This window comes from Pseudomonas sp. LBUM1648, from assembly GCF_059716145.1.
In genome coordinates this window covers 5,197,913-5,221,861 of sequence record NZ_CP166808.1, presented here as the reverse complement: position 1 = coordinate 5,221,861, position 23,949 = coordinate 5,197,913, and the positions used below count along the sequence as shown (strand labels likewise).

The window sequence follows — 23,949 nt, the reverse complement described above, 5'->3', positions numbered from 1 at the left end:
GCGTGCGGCTGGCTTTTCAGATTGTTGATCAGCGCAGCTTGCTAGACCAGGTCGTTAGCCGCAATTGCTTCGAAGTGCTCGAGCACGGCTGACTTCTTGCCAATGCCGGCGTAGGGCAGGGTGGCATCGTCCGCGTGGGTCAGGAAGCGGTGGTCTGGCAGTTTCAAGTGGGCCTTCTCGAAATTGCCGAACGCCGCTGTCGGTTTGCGATAGTGAAAGTGGGCGTACCACAGCAGCTCCGCTGGCGACAGGGTCATGTCCCAGATTTCATATTCCTGCAGATAGTCGTTATGGCCGTGGCGCTTGCCGAGGTTTTTCAGCGCGCTGGTTTTACGGATTTCCACAGCGTTCTGCTCGATGAGGTCTTCAAGCATGCCGTCGGTGGGTTTTTGGCTGGTCAGTGATTGGCGGGTACGCAGGTTCCGGCCGATGAGGGTCAGTTCGCTGGCCTTGTCGCGCAGTTGTGGAATGATCGGGTTTTGCGCCGCCAGGGTCTCGATGCGGTCGGCGCGGCGATTGAGCTCGGCTGCCTCACTGACCATCATGTGTTCCAGGTCGACCGGGAGCATGTCCTGCTCGGCGTAGGATTCGACTCTGATCTGGTAGTCCGCCTGGGCATCCAGGCGCCGTTGCGCATCGGCCACCAACTTGGCGAGGCTCATTGGGGCGGGGGCGGACGGCTCTGTATTTCGCGGGTTGAGCAGGCGGTAACTGCCATCGCTGCCTTGCTCCCAGACTTCCTCATGGCCTGCGCGGCCGGTAGAAACGTATTGGTGTTTCTGGGTCGTCGGTTCCCAACGCTCGATGCCGTACATCAACTGATTATCGGCGGTTGTGAACACGCGCTGTGCGGCCTGCCCCCCCGTTGTCGGCGCGGGCGGTTCGATGATGCCTTTGCGGGCGCGTTCGGCGAGCCATTCGATCCCGCTCATCAATGCGGGGACTTCATTCAAGTGGAAGTGTTGCGGATAGGTGGCGGTCCAGATATTCATTTCACGGCGATAGCGGGTGTACAGCTCCAGGCAGTTGTGCAGAATCTGATTGCGTTGTGCCCGGGTCGCCTGGATGTTCGGCAGGTTGTACTGCGTGTACAAGGCCCTATCGACATTGCTGCGAAGCTCCCGAGCCTGTCCCATCAGGTAGAACCAGGAGACATCGTCGGTTCGGCCATAGCGCTTGACGGTTTCCAAGCGTTGACTGGTTTTCAGATAAAGCAGGTTGGCATCACTGTGCTTGGTGTTTATATCCTCGATCATCGCCGTTCTGGGTTCTTTGTGCGCGCGGATGCGGATGCGCTCATACCAGTAATTGGCATCGCCCTTGAGCTGCTCCATTTGCTCAAGCAGGCGTACGTAATCGACCCGCTGTGTGCGGATATCCTCAAGGAGGCTGATGCGTTGGGCCAGACTTTCGGGGGGCAGGTTATCCAGTGCCAGGGCCAGGTCATCAATTTTTTCAGTCACCCGTGCGGTGCTGTGGGAGAGATGGTAAGCGCGGCGCCAGTAACGGTCAGTCAACAGCGAGGCCTCCTTGCTCTGTATTTCAAGCAGCGCGCGTTTTTTGTTTCCCTTGGTCAAGGGCATCAAATCATCGAGGGTTTCGTAGTGCCGGGTTGCCAGTTGGATATCGCCGACACAGGCGGCCTCTGAGGCTGGCATCAAAGCCGGTCGATCTGCTTGCGATGCCGCGCCGTAACGGTTGATCGCGGCATCGCTCGCCACACCCCTGGCATCGAGCTGGTCGGCCAGGCTATCGGCGGCCTGGGTCAACTGACGATAACGGCGATACTTGCGATCCACCAGCCAGCGCGGCAGGCGCTGCCGAATCGCCTGTGGCCAGAAGGGATCGGCCGCATCAGCCAGGTGTCCGGCGATATTCCCGCCGCCCAGCGCCCCGCCTTCGACCGCCGTGCCATGCACACCGAACCACGTATCCCACTGGCCGGTTTCATCCAGGGCAATCGGTTGTTTATAGGTCTTGGTACTCGTGCCGTGTAAACGCCAGTTGTCGGCGTTGTTGCTGCGTTGAACTTCAAAGATCCGTCCCTGGCGCAGGATGAAGTCGCCGTCGGCATGCCGGTAGATGCCGCGATAGAGGCCTTCGGTGGCCGGTTCCAGCCCTGACAGCGAAATCGGCTTTTCATACTCGTAGCCGGCGAAACGCGCCGTCAGATGCCGAGCCTGACGTTGCGAGGGAACATGCAGCGCGCCGGCGCCTTGAGCCAGTCTGCGCAGTTGGCGAGTGCGGGTCAGTGAACGGGCCGCTCGGGAAAGGGCGGAAGTGGTCATTTCGCCCGGCAGCAGATCCATGGCCGCATCGATCAGCGACAACAACACCGATTCAAGTTCCGCCAGGCCATCACCCACATCACCGCGCAAAAATGCCGCGACCGCCTGATTGGCGCTGGTCCAGGCGTCGTAGACGGCAAACGCCACGCCGACAAAGGGCAGCAACCCCAAGGCCATTTTCAGGTAATTGAAAGCTCGCGGTCCCTTGAGGGCATAGCGTTCCATGTACAACGCATCATTGGCGCGCGATGTGCCGCGATGGGCTTCGATCAATCGGCCCATGTGGGCGTTGAGCAGGTGCGCGGCCAATGAGGTGGTCGAAGGCCAGGGCATACCGACGCCGATCATGGCGTCATGCTTTTTCACGATGGCCTGAGCGAGGCGGTTTTCATGGGCGCGCACATCCCCTTGCAAGGCCCGGCCTGCCAGATAGCTGATCCACGGGTCTTGCTCGCAGAGTTTGAATAGCGCCTTGCGGGCCTCCTCCAGACTGTCGTAACGACGCAGAACCTGGTCGTCGGGACTGTCTGGCAAATAGAGCAAGGTTGTCCCGCTGATTTGCTCCTGGATAAAGGTGACGCCTGACAGCGTGACGGGGCCTTGATTGGGGGTGTCCTTGCCACCGGCTCTGAGGAAGGCCGGCAGGAGCGCAATGCGCAGGGCTCCTGTGTTCCAGGCATGGGTGGTGTCGGCTTCAATGGCAATGTTGAATATTTGCCATTCGTGATGGTTGATGCGTTGTTGTAAACGCGCGCATTCGCCTTGCATCTTGAGCATCAGCCGCCACGGTTCGATCAGGCATTCACGCCGATGCTCGCGCACGAAGGCGGATTCACCGAGCCCGCCCATGAAGGCGTCACGGATCGTTTGCTCGTAGGTTTTGGGCAAATCCAGTTCCGGCAGAATCTTGCGCAGGTACTCATGGGTGATGCCTGTGCGCAAGGCTGCTCGTGCGCTGTCATCGGCCGCGATGACTTCGACCGTCATGAACAGCAGGCGCAAGGACTCCGACTCCAGACGCATCGAGGGTGTGTTGTCGATGTTGGACTGCGCGAGGTCTTCGAGTGGCACCTTACTGCGTGAGGCGCTGGGCACCGCGACCAGCTTTTGCGGGGTGGTCATGGTTGAGCCGTCGCTCAATTGCTTTTGCAGTCTGGCGGAGTCCGGCAGGTCGATCTGTACCGAGAAAGGCCCCTGCACCGAGAAGTCCTCACGCAACCGTTGGTGCAAATGCTGACGGGTGAAGTCATCACGTGGCGGCAAGGCCCGCATCAGGAGTTGGTGGCTGCGGTGCATGGCGGCGATATAGGCCTGGATCTGCGTCTTCAGGTTGCTGCGTTCGCTGGCCGGCAAGTTCCGTTGCCAGTGCGGCAGATTGTCGGCCAACCTGCCGGAGCGGTTTTGTTCCAGCAGATGGGCAAAGGCCAGATTCCGTGCGGCGTGCACTGGCACCTGGAGGGCGGCCCTGAAACGTTCGCGCAGGGCCTGCATTGGCCCGCTGCGTTCGGGTGTCAACATGGACTTGCCGGGGTGCGCACGGAGCAGGGCGGCTTGCTCTTCGTACTCGCTGGTCACCTGATCGAGGGCGTGATGCAGTGGATCGCCGCTGATTTTTTTCAGTTGCAGGGTCAGTAATGGATCCTTTTCGGCAAGGGCGAACATCTGGCTTTCCAGCGCCCGACGACTGGCAAAGCGTTGCAGTCCTCCACCAGTGCCGGGCCAGTACAGCAACAGGCTGTGGGTAGACGTCAGGTCGAGCAACGTACCGGCGCGGGTCATGACAAACGGGCCGTTGAGCGTCTCGGTCGTTGGGCTGTCAGCCGTTTCGCTCGTCGAAAGTATCAGGCTGGCGGCTACACAATCGCTGTCGGGATTGTCTGGCGGGTCGAGCAGGGCCTTGATCAGTTGGTGTTCTTCGCTGCTGATCTGTTCAAGCAACTTTTGCAAGTCGGTTTCGGCTAGCAAACCGGCCTTGTGTGCCTGATGCAGAGCGGTGAACTCACGATTGAGGGTAAGCAGGTCGAAAGGCTGCGAGCGGCCCAACAGCGCAGTCGCGGCGTTGTCGGCGGCTTGCTCGGCGGTTTCCAATGTTTGTTGCAAATCCTTGATCGGTTGCAGGGCGGCGTTGTCGCTCGACGTACCCAAGCGGGCTTCCAGGGCATCACGCTGGCGCTTGAGAGCGGCCTGACGCAGGGCCAGAGGAATGTCGGCATAGAGACTGCCGAACAGCGACGGTTCATCGTCCTCGACACTGACGGATTCAACCACGGGGGGAGAACCGAACACGGCAGCGGTCTGCCGTTGACGGTCTGTCTGGTCAGAGAAGTCGAGGGCTTTGCTGCCATGTTCGGCAAACCCGGGCTTGCCGAGGCTACCGTTGCGCAGGGCGTCGATCCGGGCCTGGCGAAAGTGCGTCAGCAGGTCGCTCATGCCAGTGGTCAATGGCAACTCTCTGTGGGTGTATTCAAACCTCAGACCGGTTTGTGGCAAACCACTGGGAATCAGCGACTGAGCGCCCAGCCAGGCCTCGAGTTCGCTGCGCTGGTCAAAGCCTTTTAATGCTTCGGGGCGCAACGGCAGGTACAACCAATGCACGGGTTGCTGCCGGGCGCCAAAGCTGATGACCCAGGCCGTGGGGCACTTCACTTTGCTGCCATTGCTTAACACCAGCGAAATCTGCTCGCAGGTGACTGTCGCATCGTGAGTGGTCGCGTCCATCAACGCTAACAGCGAGATACGCTGTTCGGGCGTCACGCGATGCTGGGCGACGGCGGTCAGTACGGTCGCTTCGAAATGCTGGCGATACTGTTGATCGGCGCGTTCGCGACGGGATACCGAAGCGCCGGGCGCGCGCGCATCCCAGTATTGATCCCAGTCCCGGTCCAGTGCCTTCTCCAGATCCAGGGTCTTGAGCCGTTCAAGCAATTGCCGCGGCGTGAGGGCGAACAGCGCATGGGTGGCGGGCAAACCCGTCACGCGGCATTGCCGGTCAAGTGTGTTCGCAGGCAGCGGATGCTGAAAGCCAAAGGCACAGGCCTGCACGATCGGTATGAAATGTTCGGGGCTTTGCGGGGTGGCCGCAAAGCGAAAACCGATATCGGGCTCGCCCAGATCCAGTTCCTGCTCAAGCAATCGAGTCAGCGTTTTACGCGTGGTCGGCACACCGGCGAACAGTTCACGCAGCGCCTGGCTGCTATAGCGCCAGCGGTTCGAAGCACTCAGCGCCACTGCGGCGTCAGGGTTTTTGGGTAAATGGGCAACGGACGGTGTCTGCGCCGGACCGGGATCTGAGAGCGCGGAAATAAAACTGTCGGGCATGGCAACTATGGCTCGCGTAACGAAACGGCGGATCCGCTTCCTGTAGCCGTCATTCAAAGCAAATCGTCGATCTCCATGGCGGTACATAGTTATCGCGCAATGACCACTCGGCACTCTTCATCAAACTGTCATCGAACTGTGGCAGCGCGCTTGTACAAACTTCATCAGACTCGCGCTCTACTGGGGTTCTGCGTTTCGGTGTTTTTCATGCACAAGGTTTTTTTATCAATCGCGGCCGTTTTGGCCGCGCTTTTGTTCGGCTCATCGTCGTTTGCCGCCGCGCGTTGCGATGTGAACGTGCCGACCGAGCGGGCCGATCTGGCGCAGGTGAGCATCGCCTACCAAAGCATCGGGCGCGCGTCGGATCCGGCACTGTTGCTGGTGATGGGGCTGGGCGGGCAGTTGATCCACTGGCCGGATGAAGTGGTGGTGGCGTTGTGTCAGCAGGGCTTTCGGGTAATTCGCTATGACAACCGCGATGTCGGCTTGTCGACCTGGCGTCAGGCCCCGCTGGAGGCCAACCTGACGTTTGAAGTGTTGCGCTACAAACTCGGTCTGCCGGTGTCGGCACCGTACAGCCTGACCGACATGGCCGACGACGCGCTGGGCTTGATGGATGCGCTGCATGTCGAGCAATTCCACGTGCTGGGCGCAAGCATGGGCGGCATGATCGCCCAGCACATGGCGGCCATGGCGCCGCAACGGGTCGAGAGCCTGACGCTGATCATGACCACCTCCGGGGCCGAAGGGTTGCCGGCGCCGAGTGCGGCGCTGGTGCAACTGTTGTCGCGGCGTGGCGCGCCGAACCGTGAAGTGGCGCTGGAGCAGCAGGCTGATTTGCTGGCGGCGCTGGGCAGTCCGGCGGTTACCGATGATCGGCAGGCGTTGCTGCAACAAGCGGCGGCGTCCTACGACCGGGCGTTCAATCCTGAAGGCGTGAAGCGGCAGATCATGGCAATTCTGGCCGAACGGAGCCGGGTGGCGCTGCTCAACCAGTTGCGCGTGCCGACGCTGGTGGTGCACGGCACGGCCGATCCGTTGCTGCCGGTGATGCATGGCGTGCATTTGGCGGCGCACATTCGCGGCAGTCAGTTGAAGCTGATTCCGGGGTTGGCGCATCGTTTTCAAGAGGCATTCAAAGCGCCGTTGCTGGCGGCGGTGTTGCCGTATTTGCAGGCGCATCGTGAAGACACTTCGCATTGGGCGCAGATTGAACCGGTGGTGGGAACAGGCCTTTTGTAATAATGATGCATTGAAAACACCGGGAAAAGTTAACCCCTTGGTAGTTTGCTGCGTGGTTTGAAACTAATAGAGAAAATGAAGTAAGAAGTTTCTTCGCTATTCTGAATCGGTATGTCCGACTGTAATTTCTGACAGTGGCGTAATTGGCATCATTAAAATATTCTCGGCTAATGGTCTCGCGAAGCGGGATAACTATAGGGAGAATAGAAAATGATACGTCTACGCAAAGGTCTTGTTGTAGCCACATTTTGTGCCATGCTTTCTCTTGATGCCGAGTTTGTTAAGGCAGATCAATATGATGACGCTCTTGACGCTATCGACAAAGAGAGCGCTGAGGAAGAGGCAAAAGTCGCGGAGTGGGCGAAAAGTCGAAAACCAAAACCCGATACACCTTGTATGACAGCCTGGAAAGAAAATAGCGCAAACCATAGCTGTATCTCATCTGCCATCATCGATGGTCCTAACAATGAATGTACGTTTACAAGTATTACGTGCCCGAGAGTGAACACTTCACCAAACGATGAGTTTTCGACGGAATCAAAGGGCGACGCTTCATCCATTCATGTAAGGACTTCTGTGATCTATGAAAACCTGACAGTGCACATCAATACTGCGAGAGGTTACTTTAATTGTGATGGCGTATTAACGGTGAAGCGTTCGATCAACGATGTTGAGCCCTGCAAAAATTGATTTTCACCGGTTTGAAGTGGATTGTGTGCAGGTCATGCATGGATACGCACCCACACCGTGACAAGCACCGTCGCCGCCATCAACCAAGCCACCGCCGCCACGGCGAGCGAAGCCTCCAGCCGCATCCGGTCGACCATCACGTACAACGTCGCCAGATAAACAAAGTACGGAATGATCGACCACATGCCGAACACGATGGTGGTCTTCAGGTCATCAATCGAACGCCCCTTGCCGACGATGTAATGCGCGATCAAGGCAAAGGTCGGAAACAGCGGCACCAGGCCTGCGATGTAATAGTTCTTGGTCTTGGCCAGTGCCGCGAGAATCACGACCACGGCGGCGCCGAGTGCGGCTTTCAGTAGTAGATCCATCAGTGGCTCAGCCCGTATTTTTTCACTTTGTCGAACAGCGTGGTCTTGGCCATGCCCAGTTCCAGGCTCGCCTGTGTCAGGTTGCCGCCGCTGCGTTGCAGGGCATCGCTGAGCAAATTGCGTTCGAAGGCTTCCACCGCCTCGGCAAACGCCAGGCCCTGGCCAGCGCTGCCGGCGCCGGATTTCTTGAAGGCCGGCAGACCCAGGGCGAAACGCTCGGCGACGTTGCGCAGTTCACGCACGTTGCCCGGCCAGTCGTGGCTCATCAGGTTCGACAGGGTCTGGTTGTCCAGCTCCGGCAGCGCGCGGTCGAAGCGCAGGGCTGATTGCTGAGTGAAGTGTTCGAACAGTTGCAGGATGTCTTCGCGGCGTTCGCGCAGCGGTGGCAACTCCAGAGTCACCACGTTAAGTCGGTAGTACAAGTCGCTGCGAAACTCGCCAGCCTTGCTCGATTCGTCGAGGTCGGATTTCGTCGCCGCAATCACCCGGCAATCCACCGCCACACTCTGGTTCGAACCGAGGCGTTCAAGGGTGCGTTCCTGCAATACGCGCAGCAGTTTGATCTGCAACGGCAGCGGCATGCTTTCCACTTCATCGAGGAACAGCGTGCCGCCGTCGGCGTGTTCGATCTTGCCGATCCGGCGTTTGCCGGCGCCGGTAAAAGCGTTGGCTTCATGGCCGAAGATTTCGCTTTCGAACAGATTCTCCGGCAGGCCGCCGCAGTTCAGCGCGACGAACTGCTTGCTGTGACGGCGGCTGAAATCGTGCAGGCAGCGGGCGACCAGTTCTTTGCCGGTGCCGGTTTCGCCTTCGATCAGCACGTTGGCCGAGGTGTCGGCGACGTTGGCGATCAGCTCGCGCAGGTTCTGCATGGCCGGCGAGCGACCGATGATGCGTCCTTCAAGAGAATCACGCTCGGCCAGTTGCCGGCGCAGCGATGAAACCTCGCGGGCGAGGCTGCGTTGCTCCAGCGCACGCCGCGCGACATCCACCAGACGCTCGGGGGAGAACGGTTTCTCCATGAAGTCGTAGGCGCCTTTTTGCATCGCGCCGACCGCCATGGAGATGTCGCCGTGGCCAGTGATCAGCACCACCGGCAAACTGCGGTCGCGTTGCTTGAGTCGGGTCAGCAGTTCCAGGCCATCGATGCCCGGCAAGCGAATGTCGCTGATGACGATCCCGGCAAAGTTGTCGCCGACACGTTCCAGCGCTTCTTCGGCACTGCCGACGCCGACGCAGGGAATGTCTTCCAGCGTCAGCGCTTGCTGGCAGCCGAGCAACACATGGGGGTCGTCTTCGACGATCAGCACACTAAGGTCGTGGTTCATATTGGCTCGGCAGGAGTAGGGCTTACCAACGGTAAACTGAGGACGAAGGTGGTGCCACCGCTGGCCGGGTGTTCGACACCCAGATGCCCGCCCGTGGCGGCGGCGAGGCTGGCGGAAAGGGTCAGGCCCAGGCCCAGGCCTTGCTCACCCGGTTTGGTGGTGAAGAACGGTTCGAACAGATGCTTGCGTGCTTCAATGTCGATGCCGTGGCCGTTGTCGCGCACCCGCAGGCGATATTTGCCGTTGAACTCTTCACCTTCCAGCCACAGTTCCGGCAGCGGTTGCGCCTGCATGGCGTCGAGCGCGTTGCCGATCAGGTTGACCAGAATTTGTTCGAGGCGGGTCTGGTCGATATGCAATTGCACATCCATGAATTGCCGGTGCAGTTGCAGCGCCGAACTCTCCAGGCGTGCGCCGAGCAATTGCAGCGCGGCATCGACGGCTTTGCCGAGGCTGGCCTGGCCGTGGTTGTCACCGCGCCGGGCAAACGAACGCAGGCTGGCGGTGATCCGGCCCATGCGGTCGATCAGGTCGTTGATGGTCTTGAGATTGGTGCTGGCAACATCCAGCTGACCGCGCTCCAGAAAGCGCACGGTATTGCCCGACAGCGTGCGCATGGCTGCCAGTGGCTGGTTCAATTCGTGGGCGATGCTGGTGGACATCTGGCCGATGGCGGCGAGTTTGCCAGCCTGGACCAGTTCATCCTGGGCGCGGCGCAACGTCTCTTCGGCCTGACGCCGCTCGCGGATCTGGCTCTTCAATCGATCGTTGCTGGCGCGCAGGTCGGCGGTGCGTTCGGTAATCCGACGCTCCAGTTGATTGTTGGCTTCCTGCAAGGCTTCGCGGGCGGCGAGGCGGGTGGCGATGACCTTGCGTCGCTCGTTCCAGGCGATCAGCAGGAAGGCCACCAGAGCAAACGCCACGGCCACCAGGATGCCCTGATTGATTGCTTCGCGCCGCAAATCCTGCAATGACGTGAGCAGGGTGAAATTCCACGGTGTGTCGCTCAAGGGACGGGTCTGCGCCAGATAGCTGATGTCGTCTTCATCTGAATCGACTTCGCTGTTGGCCGGGAAGGTGAGTTTCTCCACACCTTCGGACAATGTCTCCCTTGCCAGCGGTTGCAGTTCATTAAGCGGGAACCAGTAGTACTGCAGACTGCGGGCGAGTTTTTCTTTGGTCTCGTCGCTCAGCGGAACCACCGACTTCAAACGCCGCGCCGGATCGCTGGAGAGAATGATGATGCCGTTTTCGTCACTGACAAACGCTTCGAGGCGCGCCCGTTGCCAGCGTTCTTCCATGGCTTCCAGACGCACCTTGACCACGGCGACGCCGACGATCTTGCCGTGTTCTTCAAGGCCGTGTGCCAGGTAGTAACCGGGTTCGCCGTTGGTGCTGCCGATCCCGTAGAAGCGGCCGGGTTCGCCCCGTATGGCTTTCTGAAAGTAGGCGCGGAAGGACAGGTCTTCACCCAGGTAACTGTCGACATCGCGCCAGTTGCTGGTGGCCATGACGCGGCCGGTGGTGTCCATCACGTAGATGGCCCGACTGCGGCTGCGCCGGTTCAGGCCTTCAAGGTAAGCATTGACCGTTTGCCGGTGTTCCGGGGTCGGGTCGGCCAGCAATTGCGGGACACTGGTTTCCAGTTCCAGCAGGCTGGGCAGGTAGGTGTATTTGCTGATCTCGCTCTCGACCGCACGGGCGTGCAGTTCCAGCTGGCGCTGGCCGTTCTCGCCGAGGCTGCGAATACCAAAATGCTCACTGGTCCAGAAGCCGATAAAGCCCAGGCCGATCATCAGGGCGATGACCAGCGGCGGCAGGAATAGATGACGAATCAGACGGGGTTTCACGGCAAGTGATGGCGGCGCTGCGCGATAGAGAGTGGGGTCGCATTTCATCACAGTTGCCTTGGGTCAACCACAACACTTGTTTGTGAATCACCGCTGGTTTGGAGGTGAACTCTGTGGCGAGGGGATTTATCCCCGATCGGCTGCGCAGCAGTCGTCAAACCTATGCACGCTGTTTGACTTTGAAGTGCTGGGGCCGCTTCGCAGCCCAATCGGGGATAAATCCCCTCACCACAGGGGATCTCATTGTCAGGCAGCCCGCTCCCCATAGTCGGGGAGCGGGTTGTTGCTTTTAGTGCTGCAGGATTTTCTCAAGGAAATGCTGCGCGCGTTCGGAGCGGGCGTTGATGTCGCCGAAGAACTCCTCTTTCGGGCAGTCTTCGATGATCTTGCCGGCGTCCATGAAGATCACCCGATCAGCCACTTTGCGAGCGAAGCCCATTTCGTGGGTCACGCACATCATGGTCATCCCTTCGTGGGCCAGTTGCACCATCACGTCGAGCACTTCGTTGACCATTTCCGGGTCGAGCGCGGAGGTCGGTTCGTCGAACAGCATGACGATCGGGTCCATCGCCAGCGCACGGGCAATCGCCACACGCTGTTGCTGACCGCCGGACAATTGCCCCGGGTGCTTGTGGGCGTGGGCCGACAAGCCGACGCGCTCAAGCAGTTGCAGACCTTTTTTGGTCGCCTCTTCCTTGCTGCGGCCCAACACCTTGATCTGCGCGATGGTCAGGTTTTCGGTGATGGTCAGGTGCGGGAACAGTTCGAAATGCTGGAACACCATGCCCACGCGCGAACGCAATTTCGGCAGGTTGGTCTTCGGGTCGGCAATCGAAGTGCCGTCCACGACGATGTCGCCTTTCTGGAACGGCTCCAGCGCGTTGACGCATTTGATCAGGGTCGATTTGCCGGAACCCGACGGGCCGCAGACCACGATCACTTCGCCTTTTTTGACCTCGGTGCTGCAATCAGTCAGCACCTGGAAGTCCCCATACCACTTGTTGATGTTTTTGATAGAGATCATACGGCGAACCTTTTTTGCAGACGCTTGACCAGCAGCGAGGCGGCAAAGCTGATGATGAAGTACACGACACCGGCGAAAATCAGGAACTCATTGGAACGACCAATGATGTCGCCGCTGGCGCGGGAGGCGTTGAGGAAGTCCACCAGGCCCACGGTGTAAACCAGCGAGGTGTCCTGGAACAAAATGATGCTCTGCTGCAGCAGCAGCGGGGTCATCTTGCGAAAGGCTTGCGGCAGGATGATCAGACGCATCATCTGCCCGTAGCTCATGCCCAGCGCTTGCGCTGCGCCCATCTGGCCTTTGGGAATCGACTGCACACCGGCCCGGACGATTTCGCAGAAGTACGCGGCTTCGAACATCATGAACGCCACGATGCACGAGGTGAACGCACCAATCGGGGTGTCTTCGCCGGTGATCCAGCGCAGCACGAACGGCACCGCCAGGTAGAACCAGGTGATCACCAGCAGCAGCGGAATCGAACGGAAATAGTTGACGTACGCACCGGCAACGTTCGACAGCAGTTTGTTATGCGACAGACGACACAGCGCCAGAATGGTGCCGAGAATGATCCCGCCGACCACGCCCATGGCCATCAGCTTGAGGGTCATCACCATGCCGTTCCACAAACCGGGAATGGCCGGGACGATGCCACTGAAATCGAATTCCATTATTTACCCCCCACGGAGATCAGGCCGGGCACGGCCACTTTCTTCTCGACCACGCGCATCAACAGCATGAGGCTCATGTTCAGGGTGAAATAGATCAGGGTCGCCAAGGTGAACGCTTCGAACAGGTTGGCCGAGAACTCAGCGGTCTGTTTGGTCTGCGCGAGCAGCTCCATCAAACCGATCAGCGAGGCCACGGAGGAGTTCTTGAACACGTTCAAAAATTCCGAGGTAAGCGGCGGAATGATGATCCGGTAGGCTTGGGGCAGCAGCACGTTCCAGTAGATCTGCGGCAGCTTGAAACCCATGGCGCGGGCGGCAGATTCCTGGCCTCGCGGCAGCGCCTGGATACCGGTGCGCACTTGTTCGCAAACACGCGCGGCGGTGAACAGGCCCAGGCACACGACAACGCTCAGGTAGGCCGAGGTGGTCGGGTTGAGGTCCTGCTTGTACCACTCCTGCAGATCCGCCGGCAGCAGGTCGGGCACCAGGAAGTACCAGATGAACAGCTGAACCAGCAGCGGCACGTTACGGAAGAGTTCGACGTAGCAGGTCGCGATGCCCGACACGATGCGGTTCGGCACGGTGCGCATGACACCCAGTATCGAGCCCAGCAGCAGGGCGATGATCCAGGCCACGATGGCGATGGCGATGGTCCAGCCCAATCCGGAAATGAACCAGTCGAGATAAGTCTCGCTGCCCACGCCGGTGGACTTGAAGAACACGCTCCAGTCCCAGTTGTAATTCATTAGGGTCTCCCCTCGATTCGATCGATGTACAAGTGCCCGCTTGGGGAACTCCGTTCCCTCCCTGATCGTGAAGATCAGGCACACGCGATCGGCTCGATAGCCACCGGTTCGAGTGTTTCCAAAAAATGCCAGCAGGGAGTGACAAACTCCTGAAAGGGCCGCGCCCCTTCAGGAGATAAGGTTAGTCAGAAATCAGGATTTCTTATCGTCAGCCGCTTTGTCGGTCGGATTGGCGATCAGGGCCTTGAGCTCATCGCTCATCGGGAAGTTCAGATTCAGGCCTTTTGGCGGGATCGGCGCCATGAACCACTTCTCGTAGATCTTGTTGATCGCGCCCGATGCGTAGGTCGCCTTGATAGCGTCATCCACAGCCTTTTTGAACGGCTCGTCGCCTTTGCGCATCATGCAGCCGTAGATTTCGTACGACTGTGGAGTGCCGGTCACGGCCCAGTCGGTGGCTTTCTTGGCCTTGGCGGCTTCGCCAGCCAACAGGGCGTCGTCCATCATGAACGCGACGGAACGACCCGATTCCAGCATCTGGAAGGATTCGCCATGGTCTTTGGCGGAGATGACGTTCATGCCCATCTGCTTGTCGGCGTTCATCGCCTTGAGGATGCGCTCGGACGTGGTGCCGGCGGTGGTCACGACGTTCTTGCCTTTCAGATCGTCGAAATCCTTGTACTTGGAGTCGGCCTTGGACAGCAGACGGGTACCGATTTCGAAGATGCCGACGGAGAAGTCAACTTGCTGCTGACGCTCGACGTTGTTGGTGGTGGAGCCGCACTCGACGTCCACGGTGCCGTTCTGCACCAGCGGGATACGGGTTTGCGAAGTCACCAGGTTGTATTTGACTTGCAGGTTTGGCAGGTCGAGGTCTTTCTTGATCGCTTCGACGATGGCCAGCTGGATGTCGTGGGAGTAGCCGACCGGCTTGCCGGAAGCATCCGCAATGTAGGAAAACGGGATGGAGGCGTCGCGGTGGCCCAGGGTGATCACACCGGACTCTTTGATTTTCTTCAGGGTGCCGGTGAGTTCGGCGGCGAAAACTGGCGTGCTGATCAGAGCGGCAGCAATGGCTGCGCCCAGGATATGGGGAACGATGCGCATCAAATTTTCCTCGACATTGTTTTTTTTATGGAGCCAGTTTGTCGGCCCTTTTGTGCTTCGAATGCCTGACGGCTCCTGAAGTGTTGGCTCAACAGGCATTCGTCGAGAGAGTGTAGAGCATGAGTCGTGCCAGACCACCAGCCTGTCATTAACTATATGATTTATAAAGTTATTAAAGTTTTGTGATGGTTTTTTAAGATCAAACTGATCCGGTTAACCGAATCGACCGTCAGGTCGCGTTCGGAAAACCGAATGGGGAGAGGGCCGGGAGGGGGCTGGTTCTGGCTGTCCAACAAAAAAGCCCCTGAATCTCAAAATTCAGGGGCTTTCGTTCAAGCGCTGCTCAGATCAGGCCGCTTCAATCTTGCGATTCTGCTCGACCTTGCCCAGGTAAGCCGCCAGCTTCTCCTGCTCGGCCGGCGTGGTGAACAACCCCAGCTTGCTGCGGCGCCACAGAATGTCGTGCGCCGTGGTCGCCCATTCTTCGCTGCACAGGTAATCGACTTCACGGGTGTAAAGCCCGCCACCGATGTGTTCACCCATATCGGTGAGGGTCTCGACACCTTCGAGCATGCGCCAGGTGCGGCTGCCGTAGGTGGTGGACCAGCGGCGAGCGATTTCAGTCGGCACGAAGTCGAACTTGTCGCGGATCAGCGCGCTCAGCGCCTGCGGGGTGGTCATGTCTTCGCCGCCGGGCAGGGTGGCGGTGGCCGTCCAGCTCGGGCGCATCTGGGTGAAGAACGGCATCAGTTGCGCCATTGCCGATTCGGCGAGTTTGCGATAGGTGGTCAGCTTGCCGCCGAACACCGACAGCAACGGCGCTTCTTCGGTACCGCCAGACAGTGCCAGGGTGTAATCGCGAGTCACGGCCGACGGGTTGTCGGATTCGTCGTTGCACAGCGGACGTACACCGGAATAGCTGTGCTGGATGTCGTCGCGGCTGATCTGCTTCTTGAAGTGGGCGTTGACCACTTTCAGCAAGTAATCGGTTTCGCCCTCGGTGATCGCCACTTTGGCTGGATCGCCGGTGTACTCACGGTCGGTAGTGCCGATCAGGGTGAAGTGGTTCAGGTACGGAATGGTGAAGACGATGCGCTGGTCTTCGTTTTGCAGAATGTGCGCGTTTTCACCTTCGTACAGTTTCGGCACGATGATGTGGCTGCCCTGAATCAGACGGATGCCATACGGCGATTCCATCTTCAGGTCATCACGAATGAACTTGGCCACCCACGGACCGGCGGCGTTCACCAGCGCTTTGGCGGTAATCGAAAACAGGCTGCCGTCGGCGCGTTCCAGGTTCAGGTGCCACAGGCCCTTGGCGCGGCGGGCGCTGACGCAACGGGTCTGGGTGTGGACGTGGGCGCCTTTTTCACGGGCTGCCATGGCGTTCAATACAACGAGGCGGGCATCATCGACCCAGCAGTCGGAATATTCGAAGCCGTTCTTGATTTCGCTTTTCAACGCGCTGTCGGCGCCGAACTTCAGGCTTTTCGAACCTGGCAGCTTTTCGCGTTTGCCGAGGTTGTCATACAGGAACAGACCGGCACGGATCATCCACGCCGGACGCAGGTGCGGACGGTGCGGCAACACAAAGCGCATCGGCTTGACGATGTGCGGCGCCTTGGCAAGCAGCACTTCACGCTCAGCCAGCGCTTCACGCACCAGGCGGAACTCGTAATGTTCGAGGTAACGCAGGCCACCGTGGATCAACTTGCTGCTGGCCGACGAGGTGTGGCTGGCCAGGTCATCTTTTTCGCAAAGGAACACCGAGAGACCGCGACCGGCGGCATCCGCTGCGATCCCCACCCCATTGATCCCGCCGCCGATGACGGCGAGGTCGTAGATCTCGGAGATAGGGGGCGTACGCAAGGTAGATGTGGACATCGGCTGGCCTCGGGCTCTTTTGATTTTCTGTATTGGAAATCGAACATTAATGTTCATTTGCGAAAATGGTAGCCCATAAACACGCGCACAGCCAGTCGACTTCGATTGAAAAAACTCATCGAAGGGCAGGGAAAGGAAAATTTTCGAACATTAATAGGCGAAGAAGAGTGGTTGTGGTGAGGGGATTTATCCCCGATGGACTGCGGAGCAGTCCCAAAACCATCAAACGAGGTTCCACTTTGAAATGCTGAGAGGGCCGCTTCGCAGCCCCTCGGGGATAAATCCCCTCGCCACATGGGAATGCTGAGGGGGTTAAACGACTTCTAAACGAATCTTGTGCTGACTCAACAACTGCGCCAACGCGGGCACCGGCTGCTGATCGGTGACCAGACAATCAATCAGGCTGATCGGCCCAAGGCGAATCATCGCGTTACGTCCGAACTTGCTCGAGTCCGCCGCCAGAATCACCTGCCGTGCATTGGCAATGATCGCCTGGGAGACCCGCACTTCCTGATAATCGAAGTCGAGCAGGCTGCCGTCCTCGTCGATACCACTGATGCCAACCAAGGCGAAATCAACCTTGAACTGGTTGATGAAATCCACACTCGCCTGACCCACAACACCGCCATCGCGGCGCACGTTGCCGCCGGTCAGCAGCACATCGAAATCATCCTTGGCACTGAGCATCGATGCCACGTGCAGGTTGTTGGTGATGATCTTCAGATGGTTGTGATTGAGCAGGGCGCGGGCAATCGATTCGGTGGTGGTGCCGATATTGATGAACAGCGAGGCATGATCGGGGATCTGCGCGGCGATGGCTTCACCGATGCGTTGCTTTTCATCGCGCATCTGATCGGCGCGCATCGCATAGGCAGTGTTTTCGACGCTGGAATCATAGGCCGCACCGCCATGGTAGCGACGCAGCAGATTGGCTTCCGCGAGCTGATTGATGTCGCGGCGGATGGTTTGCGGGGTAACAACGAACAGCGTGGCCATTTCCTCGATGCTCACATAGCCGCGTTCGCGGACCAGCTCGAGGATTTGCTGCTGACGGGGAGGCAGATTCATGGGGCTTCCTTTGGGCTGCCGTGCAAAATTTGCCCATGATGCCGCAGGAATCCGCTCCCGACCAGTTTCCAGCCTTAGTCAGTCCTCAGACTGGCTTATTCAGCGTCTTCACGCGCCCAGTCACGGGTACGGCTGACGGCTTTTTTCCAGCCTTTATACAGCTTCTCTTTCTCGACTTCGTCCAGGCTCGGCTCGAATTCGCGCTCGATCACCGCTTTGCCGCGCAGTTCTTCCAGGCTGCCCCAGAAGCCGCACGCCAGGCCGGCCAGGTAAGCCGCGCCGAGTGCAGTGGTTTCACGCATTTGCGGGCGCTCGACCTGAGTGCCGAGGATGTCGGCCTGGAACTGCATCAGGAAGTTGTTCGCCACTGCGCCGCCGTCCACGCGCAGAGCCTTCAGGCGTTCGCCGGAGTCCTGTTGCATGGCGTCGAGGACGTCGCGGGTCTGATAGGCGATCGATTCCAGCGCGGCGCGGATGATGTGATCCACGCGCACGCCGCGAGTCAGACCGAACAGCGCGCCACGGGCATACGGGTCCCAGTACGGAGCGCCCAGACCCGTGAAGGCCGGCACCAGGTACACGCCGTTGCTGTCCTTGACCTTGCTGGCGAAGTATTCAGTGTCGTGGGCGTCGTTGATGATCTTCAGTTCATCACGCAGCCACTGCACGGTCGAACCGCCGTTGAACACTGCACCTTCCAGCGCGTAAGCGACTTCGCCGCGCGGGCCGCAAGCGATGGTGGTGAGCATGCCGTGCTTGGATTTCACCGCTTTGTCGCCGGTGTTCATTAGCAGGAAGCAACCAGTGCCGTAGGTGTTTTTTGCCTGGCCCGGCTCGACGCACATCTGGCCGAACAGTGCCGCTTGCTGGTCACCAGCGATACCGCCGATGGCGATGCCGCTCTTGGTGCGACCGTAAATTTCCGAAGACGCTTTCACTTCCGGGAGCATCTCGCGCGGGATGTCGAGGATCTCCAGCATCTTCGAATCCCACTCAAGCGAGTGGATGTTGAAGAGCATGGTGCGCGAGGCGTTGGTGTAGTCGGTGACGTGGACTTTGCCGCCGGTGAATTTCCAGATCAGCCAGCTATCGATGGTGCCGAACAGCAATTCGCCGTTGCGCGCACGCTCGCGGCTGCCTTCGACGTTGTCGAGGATCCACTTCAGTTTGGTGCCGGAGAAGTACGGGTCGGTGACCAGACCCGTGGTGTCACGAATGTAGTCTTCGTGGCCGTCACGCTTGAGCTGTTGGCAGATCTCGGTGCTGCGGCGGCACTGCCAGACGATCGCGTTGTAGACCGGGCGACCGGTGGTCTTGTCCCAGACCACGGTGGTTTCACGCTGGTTGGTGATGCCGATGGCGGCCACTTGATCGTGATGCAGGCCGGCCTGGGCCAGCGCTTCAACCATCACCGCGCTCTGGGTGGCGAAGATTTCCATCGGGTCGTGTTCAACCCAACCGGCTTGCGGGTAATGCTGGGCGAATTCGCGCTGCGCGGTGCAGACCACGTTCGCGTCGCGGTCGAAAATGATCGCGCGGGAGCTGGTCGTACCCTGATCGAGGGCAATGATGTAGTTCTTATTCTGAATGTCGGTCATGTCGATTGCCTTGGACGAAATAAGGGAGAGTGGGCCGGGGCGCAGGCTCTATAGGGCAGGAGCCTGCGCCGACTGTTTCAAGAAGTTCTTGGTTTGCCTTCAATGGCCGGTTCTGCATCCTTTGTAGCAGGTGTGGCGCCGGTCAGGTGACGGGCGATGAGCCCGCGATACCCGGCAGCGCCGAGGCAGGCACCGACAATCGGTGCAAAAATCGGAATCAGGAAGTACGGGATTTCACGGGCGCCGGTGAAGGAAATTTCACCCCAGCCAGCGAAGAAAGTCATCAGTTTTGGACCGAAGTCACGTGCCGGGTTCATCGCAAAACCGGTCAGTGGACCCATCGAGCTGCCGATCACCGCGATCAACAGGCCGATCAGCAGCGGCGCCATCGGGCCTTTTGGCAGACCGTTGTTGTCATCGGTCAGGGCCATGATCACGCCCATCAGGATGGCAGTGATGATCATCTCGACCAGGAATGCCTGAGCGGTAGACAGCACAGGGTTCGGGAAAGTGGAGAACACCGACGCCAACTCAAGGCTGGCAGCCGAGCCACGAACCATTTGGTGAGTTTGTTCGTAATCGAAGAAAAGATTGCTGTACAGCGTGTAGACCAGCAGCGCACCACAGAAGGCGCCGGCAATCTGCGAGACGATATAGAACGGCAGTTTGCGCTTTTCGAAGTCAGCAAAGATTGTCAGCGCGATGCTCACAGCAGGATTGAGGTGCGCACCGGAAACCCCGGCGGTGAGGTAGATCGCCATGCTCACGCCGACGCCCCAGATGATGCTGATTTCCCACAGTCCGAAGCTGGCGCCCGCGACTTTGAGCGCGGCGACACAACCGGTACCGAAAAAGATCAGGAGTGCAGTCCCCAGAAACTCGGCCATGCATTGGCCCGAGAGCGATGGTTGCTGTAAAGCAGTTGTCATTGAAAACCTCGATTTTTGTTGTTGTCTGGCGCATTGCCAACAGGGCAATGCGCGATTTTCCCCGGGGCAGGATCCCCATCCTGTTCCCGGTTTACTGCTGGGTGCTGCGATGTCGACAATTCTTACATTATTCAGATTCGAAAAAATATAGACAAGAAACAAACCTGTCAAAGGTCGAAAGTGAACTGTCGGTCACAATTAAACTATTCGTTATGTGAATGATCGTTTGTGATCCGCGTGCTCAAAAGCCTGCAGCCCACGGGAAACGTGGCTTGGAATAGAGCCTTTTGTGGTGCGATGGCCTAAAATCCGCCACAGGTTTTTTCTGCCACTGCCGAGCCTGGAGCTGCCATGACCCCTGCGTTGGACTTGTTGAAAAAAGTTCGTGCCGAACATCGCGTGCACAGTTACGAACATGATCCGAAGGCCGCGTCCTATGGGCTGGAGGCCGCAGAAAAACTGGCGCTTGAGCCTGCTCAGGTGTTCAAGACGCTGCTGGCGGCGAGTGAAAAAGGTGAATTGTTAGTGGCTGTCGTGCCGGTCGTCGGAACGCTCGACCTCAAAGGTCTGGCGCATGCCGCCGGCGTGAAGAAAGTCGAGATGGCTGATCCGGCAGCCGCGCAGCGTTCCACCGGTTACCTGTTGGGAGGCATAAGCCCGTTGGGTCAGAAGAAGCGCCTGCGCACTTTTATCGATAGTTCAGCCCAGGGTTTTGCGACTATTTATGTCAGCGCCGGTCGGCGCGGGCTAGAGGTTGAGCTGGCGCCAATGGTCTTGGCCGAACATACCCAGGCAAAATTCGCCGAGATTGGTCGAACCTGAGATCGGCCTGCGCTGTATGAAGAAAATTGGTCGGTTCTGTCACTGGCGCTGATCCGACCCGCGCTGCATGCTCTGCCGACGAACTTAGGGAGAAGGTTATGCAGCTCGAGTTTTATCAGGTCGACGCATTCAGTGATCGGCCGTTCAGTGGCAATCCGGCGATGGTCTATCGACTCGACGCATGGCTGGCGGATGAGTTGATGCAGAAGATCGCCGCCGAGCACAATCTGGCGGAAACCGCATTTCTGGTGCGTGAAGGTCAGGCCTGGCACATCCGCTGGTTCACCCCGACTACAGAAGTGCCGTTGTGTGGGCACGCGACGCTGGCCAGTGCCTATGTCCTGTTCGAGATCTACAAGGAAACTGCCGAACGTCTGGACTTCGTTTGCAAGTCCGGACCGCTGAGTGTCAGTCGCGAAGGTGGCCGCTTGTGGTTGGACTTCCCGTCGATTGTGCCGTCGGAAATCGGTGTGACGCTGGATGTCGAGCGGGCGCTGGGCGTCGAAGCAGTGGATGTGCTCGGGTCAAATGAGTTGTTTGTAGTGCTGGAATCGGAGCAGGCCGTGCTCGATTGCAAGCCGGATATGGTCGCACTGGCCAAACTGCCATGGCTGGGCGCTATCGTCACAGCTCGCGGCAATCATCATGATTTTGTCTCGCGCTACTTCGCGCCGGCCATCGGCATCAATGAAGATCCAGTGACCGGTTCGACTCATTGCAGTCTGATTCCGTATTGGTCGAAGCGTCTGGGTAAATCCAGTCTGACCGCGTGCCAACGTTCGGCGCGGGGCGGGGAGTTGTTCTGTCGTCTGGAGGGTGAGCGGGTGAAGATCGGTGGCAATGCGACGCTCGTTGCGAGCGGTAAGTTGTTGCTCGCTTAAAAGCTAAAAGATCGCAGCCTTCGGCAGCTCCTACAGGGATCAATGTAGGAGCTGCCGAAGGCTGCGATCTTTTGATCTTAATAAGCGGTGCTGAATCGGCGCACGCCGTTTTCCACTGCTGGTATTTGCGCTGCTGTGCTGCCACTCGCCTGGAACAACACCAGATGTTCAGCGGCAACACGAATTCCGACCTCTGCGCCAACCTGATGATCAGCATGGCTCGGGAAAATCGATTCCAGTTGCGAGCCCGTCGGCAATTGCAGGCGATAGAGCGTCGAGGCGCCGAGGAATGTCTTGCCAATAATCCGTGCCTTCAGCGGACTGTCCGGCGCATAAACGATGTCGTCAGGACGCAACAGCACATCCACCGCACCACCAATCGGCCATGTATAAGCACGATTACCGCGCAGTTCACCCAGTTCGGTCTGCACCGATTCCGGAGTGTTCAGTTGGCCACGAATGAAGTAACCCTGACCGATGAAACTGGCCACAAACGGCGTCGCCGGTTCGTGATAGAGGTTGTAGGGCGTGTCCCACTGTTCCAGTCGACCTTCCTTGAAGACGCCAACGTGATCACTCACGGCGAAGGCTTCTTCCTGGTCGTGGGTCACCAGAATCGCACTGGTGCCACGGGCCTTGAGGATGTCGCGCACTTCGTGGCTGAGCTTGCGGCGCAACTCGCCGTCGAGGTTGGAGAACGGCTCGTCGAGCAGCAGCAGTTGCGGTTCCGGTGCCAAGGCGCGGGCGAGGGCAACGCGCTGTTGCTGGCCGCCGGACAGCTCGTGCGGGAAACGCTTGCCAAGGTTCTTCAGGTTGACCAGTTCCAGCAGCTCTTCGGTCACGCGATCCTTGTGCGGGTGCTTGCGGATGCCGAAGGCGATGTTGTCCGCGACGCTCAGGTGCGGGAACAGCGCGTAGTCCTGGAACACCATGCCGATCCGGCGTTTCTCCGGCGCGAGGGTGAAACCGGCGCTGGAAATGGTCTCGCCACCCAACGTGATTTCACCTTCGTGCACCGGTTCGAAACCGGCAATGGCACGCAGAGTGGTGGTCTTGCCGCAACCGGACGAGCCGAGCAGGCAGCCGATGTCACCGGCATTGAGGTGCAGATTGAGGTTCTGCACCACGCGTTGGTCTTGATAGCCGCAAGCGAGGTTGCGCAGGTTCAGCAGTAATTCATGGCTCATGCGTGGTGATATGCCGGTTCGACGAGGAACTCGAGCAGGGCCTTCTGTGCGTGGAGACGGTTTTCTGCCTGATCCCAAGCGACGGAGCGCGGGTCATCAAGCAGGTCGAGGCTGATTTCTTCGCCACGGTGCGCGGGCAGGCAGTGCATGAACAGCACGTCCTCGGCAGCGAGATCGAGCAGGGCGCGGTTGACCTGGAATGGTGCGAACAGTTTGAGGCGCTTGGCAGTTTCCTCTTCCTGGCCCATGGAGGTCCAGACGTCGGTGCTGACCAGATGCGCGCCGCGCACGGCGTCCTGCGGATCGCGGACAATGGTCACGCGATCGCCGGCCTTGGCGACGAATTCAGGGTTCGGCTCGTAGCCTTCGGGGCAGGCTATACGCAACTGGAAGTCGAACTGGATCGCCGCTTCTATATAGCTGTTGCACATGTTGTTGCCGTCGCCGATCCAGGCCACGGTTTTGCCCTGAATCGAGCCGCGATGTTCCAGGAACGTTTGCATGTCGGCCAGCAACTGGCACGGGTGCAGGTCGTCGGACAGGCCATTGATCACCGGCACGCGCGAGTTGGCGGCGAATTCGGTCAGGGTGCTGTGGGCAAAGGTACGGATCATCACCGCGTCGAGCATGCTCGACATGACGATGGCGCAGTCGCCGATCGGCTCGCCACGGCCCAGTTGGGTGTCGCGCGGCGAAAGGAAGATCGCCTGGCCGCCGAGCTGGATCATGCCGGCCTCGAAGGAGATCCGGGTACGGGTCGAGGATTTCTCGAAGATCATCCCCAGCACGCGGTTTTTCAGAGGCTCGAACAGTACGCCGCGGTTACGCAGGTCCTTGAGCTCAACGCCTCGACGGATCACGCTGACCAGCTCTTCGGGCGTGCAATCCATCAGGGAGAGAAAGTGCCTTGCGCTCATCATTGACTACCTTTTTGCTACAAACCGCAGA

Annotated in this window: 18 protein-coding genes; 4 read left to right on the top strand and 14 right to left on the bottom strand. The window is 59.1% G+C overall.

The window, feature by feature from the left end:
* Nucleotides 1-41 precede the first annotated feature (41 nt).
* Complete coding sequence (locus ACA043_RS23645) at nt 42-5,606, bottom strand: dermonecrotic toxin domain-containing protein (RefSeq protein ID WP_497658019.1); 5,565 nt, start codon at nt 5,604-5,606, stop codon at nt 42-44.
* 207 nt (nt 5,607-5,813) lie between these two features.
* On the opposite strand from ACA043_RS23645, the gene ACA043_RS23640 reads away from it, so the two are divergent.
* Entirely contained in the window at nt 5,814-6,848 is a 1,035-nt protein-coding gene (locus ACA043_RS23640) for an alpha/beta fold hydrolase (protein ID WP_497658018.1), read from the top strand.
* Nucleotides 6,849-7,058: 210 nt separating this feature from the next.
* Nucleotides 7,059-7,538: a hypothetical protein gene (locus ACA043_RS23635; RefSeq protein ID WP_497658017.1), complete on the top strand. Its 480-nt coding sequence runs from the start codon at nt 7,059-7,061 to the stop codon at nt 7,536-7,538.
* Nucleotides 7,539-7,570: 32 nt separating this feature from the next.
* Here the strand turns inward: ACA043_RS23635 and ACA043_RS23630 are convergent, their stop codons facing one another.
* The 11 genes from ACA043_RS23630 to ACA043_RS23580 all read right to left on the bottom strand — a co-directional run bounded on the left by ACA043_RS23630 (nt 7,571) and on the right by ACA043_RS23580 (nt 20,111).
* On the bottom strand, nt 7,571-7,909 hold the full coding sequence (locus ACA043_RS23630; protein WP_325717581.1) for a GlpM family protein: 339 nt from the start codon (nt 7,907-7,909) through the stop codon (nt 7,571-7,573).
* The gene (aauR, locus tag ACA043_RS23625) at nt 7,909-9,237 is read right to left on the bottom strand and encodes a two-component response regulator AauR (protein ID WP_187680187.1); all 1,329 of its coding nucleotides are present in this window, start codon (nt 9,235-9,237) and stop codon (nt 7,909-7,911) included. Before aauR ends, ACA043_RS23630 begins: the two co-directional genes overlap by 1 nt.
* Nucleotides 9,234-11,135: a two-component sensor histidine kinase AauS gene (gene aauS, locus ACA043_RS23620; protein ID WP_401266476.1), complete on the bottom strand. Its 1,902-nt coding sequence runs from the start codon at nt 11,133-11,135 to the stop codon at nt 9,234-9,236. The genes aauR and aauS overlap by 4 nt, the downstream gene beginning before the upstream one ends.
* A 241-nt stretch (nt 11,136-11,376) precedes the next feature.
* Nucleotides 11,377-12,111 carry an amino acid ABC transporter ATP-binding protein gene (locus ACA043_RS23615; protein WP_007927141.1) on the bottom strand — a complete coding sequence of 245 codons (735 nt, stop codon included), beginning with the start codon at nt 12,109-12,111 and terminating at the stop codon, nt 11,377-11,379.
* Complete coding sequence (locus tag ACA043_RS23610; RefSeq protein WP_095190467.1) at nt 12,108-12,779, bottom strand: amino acid ABC transporter permease; 672 nt, start codon at nt 12,777-12,779, stop codon at nt 12,108-12,110. Before ACA043_RS23610 ends, ACA043_RS23615 begins: the two co-directional genes overlap by 4 nt.
* Complete coding sequence (locus ACA043_RS23605; protein ID WP_042560752.1) at nt 12,779-13,525, bottom strand: amino acid ABC transporter permease; 747 nt, start codon at nt 13,523-13,525, stop codon at nt 12,779-12,781. The genes ACA043_RS23610 and ACA043_RS23605 overlap by 1 nt, the downstream gene beginning before the upstream one ends.
* A gap of 192 nt (nt 13,526-13,717) precedes the next feature.
* Nucleotides 13,718-14,632 (bottom strand): glutamate/aspartate ABC transporter substrate-binding protein, encoded by a 915-nt coding sequence (locus ACA043_RS23600; RefSeq protein ID WP_497658016.1) that lies wholly within the window; start codon nt 14,630-14,632, stop codon nt 13,718-13,720.
* Nucleotides 14,633-14,980: 348 nt separating this feature from the next.
* Complete coding sequence (glpD, locus tag ACA043_RS23595) at nt 14,981-16,516, bottom strand: glycerol-3-phosphate dehydrogenase (RefSeq protein ID WP_497658015.1); 1,536 nt, start codon at nt 16,514-16,516, stop codon at nt 14,981-14,983.
* 312 nt (nt 16,517-16,828) lie between these two features.
* Nucleotides 16,829-17,584: a DeoR/GlpR family transcriptional regulator gene (locus ACA043_RS23590; RefSeq protein ID WP_007916700.1), complete on the bottom strand. Its 756-nt coding sequence runs from the start codon at nt 17,582-17,584 to the stop codon at nt 16,829-16,831.
* Nucleotides 17,585-17,679: 95 nt separating this feature from the next.
* Entirely contained in the window at nt 17,680-19,182 is a 1,503-nt protein-coding gene (gene glpK, locus ACA043_RS23585) for a glycerol kinase GlpK (RefSeq protein WP_187678182.1), read from the bottom strand.
* A gap of 77 nt (nt 19,183-19,259) precedes the next feature.
* Nucleotides 19,260-20,111, bottom strand: coding sequence for an MIP/aquaporin family protein (locus ACA043_RS23580; RefSeq protein ID WP_187678181.1), 852 nt, complete (start codon nt 20,109-20,111; stop codon nt 19,260-19,262).
* A gap of 351 nt (nt 20,112-20,462) precedes the next feature.
* Here ACA043_RS23580 and ybaK point away from each other — a divergent pair, with 351 nt between their 5' ends.
* On the top strand, nt 20,463-20,933 hold the full coding sequence (gene ybaK / locus ACA043_RS23575) for a Cys-tRNA(Pro) deacylase (protein ID WP_489878824.1): 471 nt from the start codon (nt 20,463-20,465) through the stop codon (nt 20,931-20,933).
* Nucleotides 20,934-21,031: 98 nt separating this feature from the next.
* On the top strand, nt 21,032-21,814 hold the full coding sequence (locus ACA043_RS23570) for a PhzF family phenazine biosynthesis protein (protein WP_401266485.1): 783 nt from the start codon (nt 21,032-21,034) through the stop codon (nt 21,812-21,814).
* 77 nt (nt 21,815-21,891) lie between these two features.
* Here ACA043_RS23570 and ACA043_RS23565 read toward each other — a convergent pair whose 3' ends face one another.
* Nucleotides 21,892-23,001 (bottom strand): ABC transporter ATP-binding protein, encoded by a 1,110-nt coding sequence (locus ACA043_RS23565; RefSeq protein ID WP_489878826.1) that lies wholly within the window; start codon nt 22,999-23,001, stop codon nt 21,892-21,894.
* Nucleotides 22,998-23,918, bottom strand: a complete 921-nt coding sequence (gene argF, locus ACA043_RS23560; protein ID WP_100845205.1) for an ornithine carbamoyltransferase — start codon at nt 23,916-23,918, stop codon at nt 22,998-23,000. Before argF ends, ACA043_RS23565 begins: the two co-directional genes overlap by 4 nt.
* Between the last annotated feature and the right edge of the window lie 31 nt (nt 23,919-23,949).

Coding starts and splice junctions, on each gene's coding strand:
- ACA043_RS23645 (WP_497658019.1), bottom strand. CDS start 5,606: ATGCCCGACAGTTTTATTTCCGCGCTCTCAGATCCCGGTCCGGCGCAG.
- ACA043_RS23640 (WP_497658018.1), top strand. CDS start 5,814: ATGCACAAGGTTTTTTTATCAATCGCGGCCGTTTTGGCCGCGCTTTTG.
- ACA043_RS23635 (WP_497658017.1), top strand. CDS start 7,059: ATGATACGTCTACGCAAAGGTCTTGTTGTAGCCACATTTTGTGCCATG.
- ACA043_RS23630 (WP_325717581.1), bottom strand. CDS start 7,909: ATGGATCTACTACTGAAAGCCGCACTCGGCGCCGCCGTGGTCGTGATT.
- aauR (WP_187680187.1), bottom strand. CDS start 9,237: ATGAACCACGACCTTAGTGTGCTGATCGTCGAAGACGACCCCCATGTG.
- aauS (WP_401266476.1), bottom strand. CDS start 11,135: ATGAAATGCGACCCCACTCTCTATCGCGCAGCGCCGCCATCACTTGCC.
- ACA043_RS23615 (WP_007927141.1), bottom strand. CDS start 12,111: ATGATCTCTATCAAAAACATCAACAAGTGGTATGGGGACTTCCAGGTG.
- ACA043_RS23610 (WP_095190467.1), bottom strand. CDS start 12,779: ATGGAATTCGATTTCAGTGGCATCGTCCCGGCCATTCCCGGTTTGTGG.
- ACA043_RS23605 (WP_042560752.1), bottom strand. CDS start 13,525: ATGAATTACAACTGGGACTGGAGCGTGTTCTTCAAGTCCACCGGCGTG.
- ACA043_RS23600 (WP_497658016.1), bottom strand. CDS start 14,632: ATGCGCATCGTTCCCCATATCCTGGGCGCAGCCATTGCTGCCGCTCTG.
- glpD (WP_497658015.1), bottom strand. CDS start 16,516: ATGTCCACATCTACCTTGCGTACGCCCCCTATCTCCGAGATCTACGAC.
- ACA043_RS23590 (WP_007916700.1), bottom strand. CDS start 17,584: ATGAATCTGCCTCCCCGTCAGCAGCAAATCCTCGAGCTGGTCCGCGAA.
- glpK (WP_187678182.1), bottom strand. CDS start 19,182: ATGACCGACATTCAGAATAAGAACTACATCATTGCCCTCGATCAGGGT.
- ACA043_RS23580 (WP_187678181.1), bottom strand. CDS start 20,111: ATGACAACTGCTTTACAGCAACCATCGCTCTCGGGCCAATGCATGGCC.
- ybaK (WP_489878824.1), top strand. CDS start 20,463: ATGACCCCTGCGTTGGACTTGTTGAAAAAAGTTCGTGCCGAACATCGC.
- ACA043_RS23570 (WP_401266485.1), top strand. CDS start 21,032: ATGCAGCTCGAGTTTTATCAGGTCGACGCATTCAGTGATCGGCCGTTC.
- ACA043_RS23565 (WP_489878826.1), bottom strand. CDS start 23,001: ATGAGCCATGAATTACTGCTGAACCTGCGCAACCTCGCTTGCGGCTAT.
- argF (WP_100845205.1), bottom strand. CDS start 23,918: ATGAGCGCAAGGCACTTTCTCTCCCTGATGGATTGCACGCCCGAAGAG.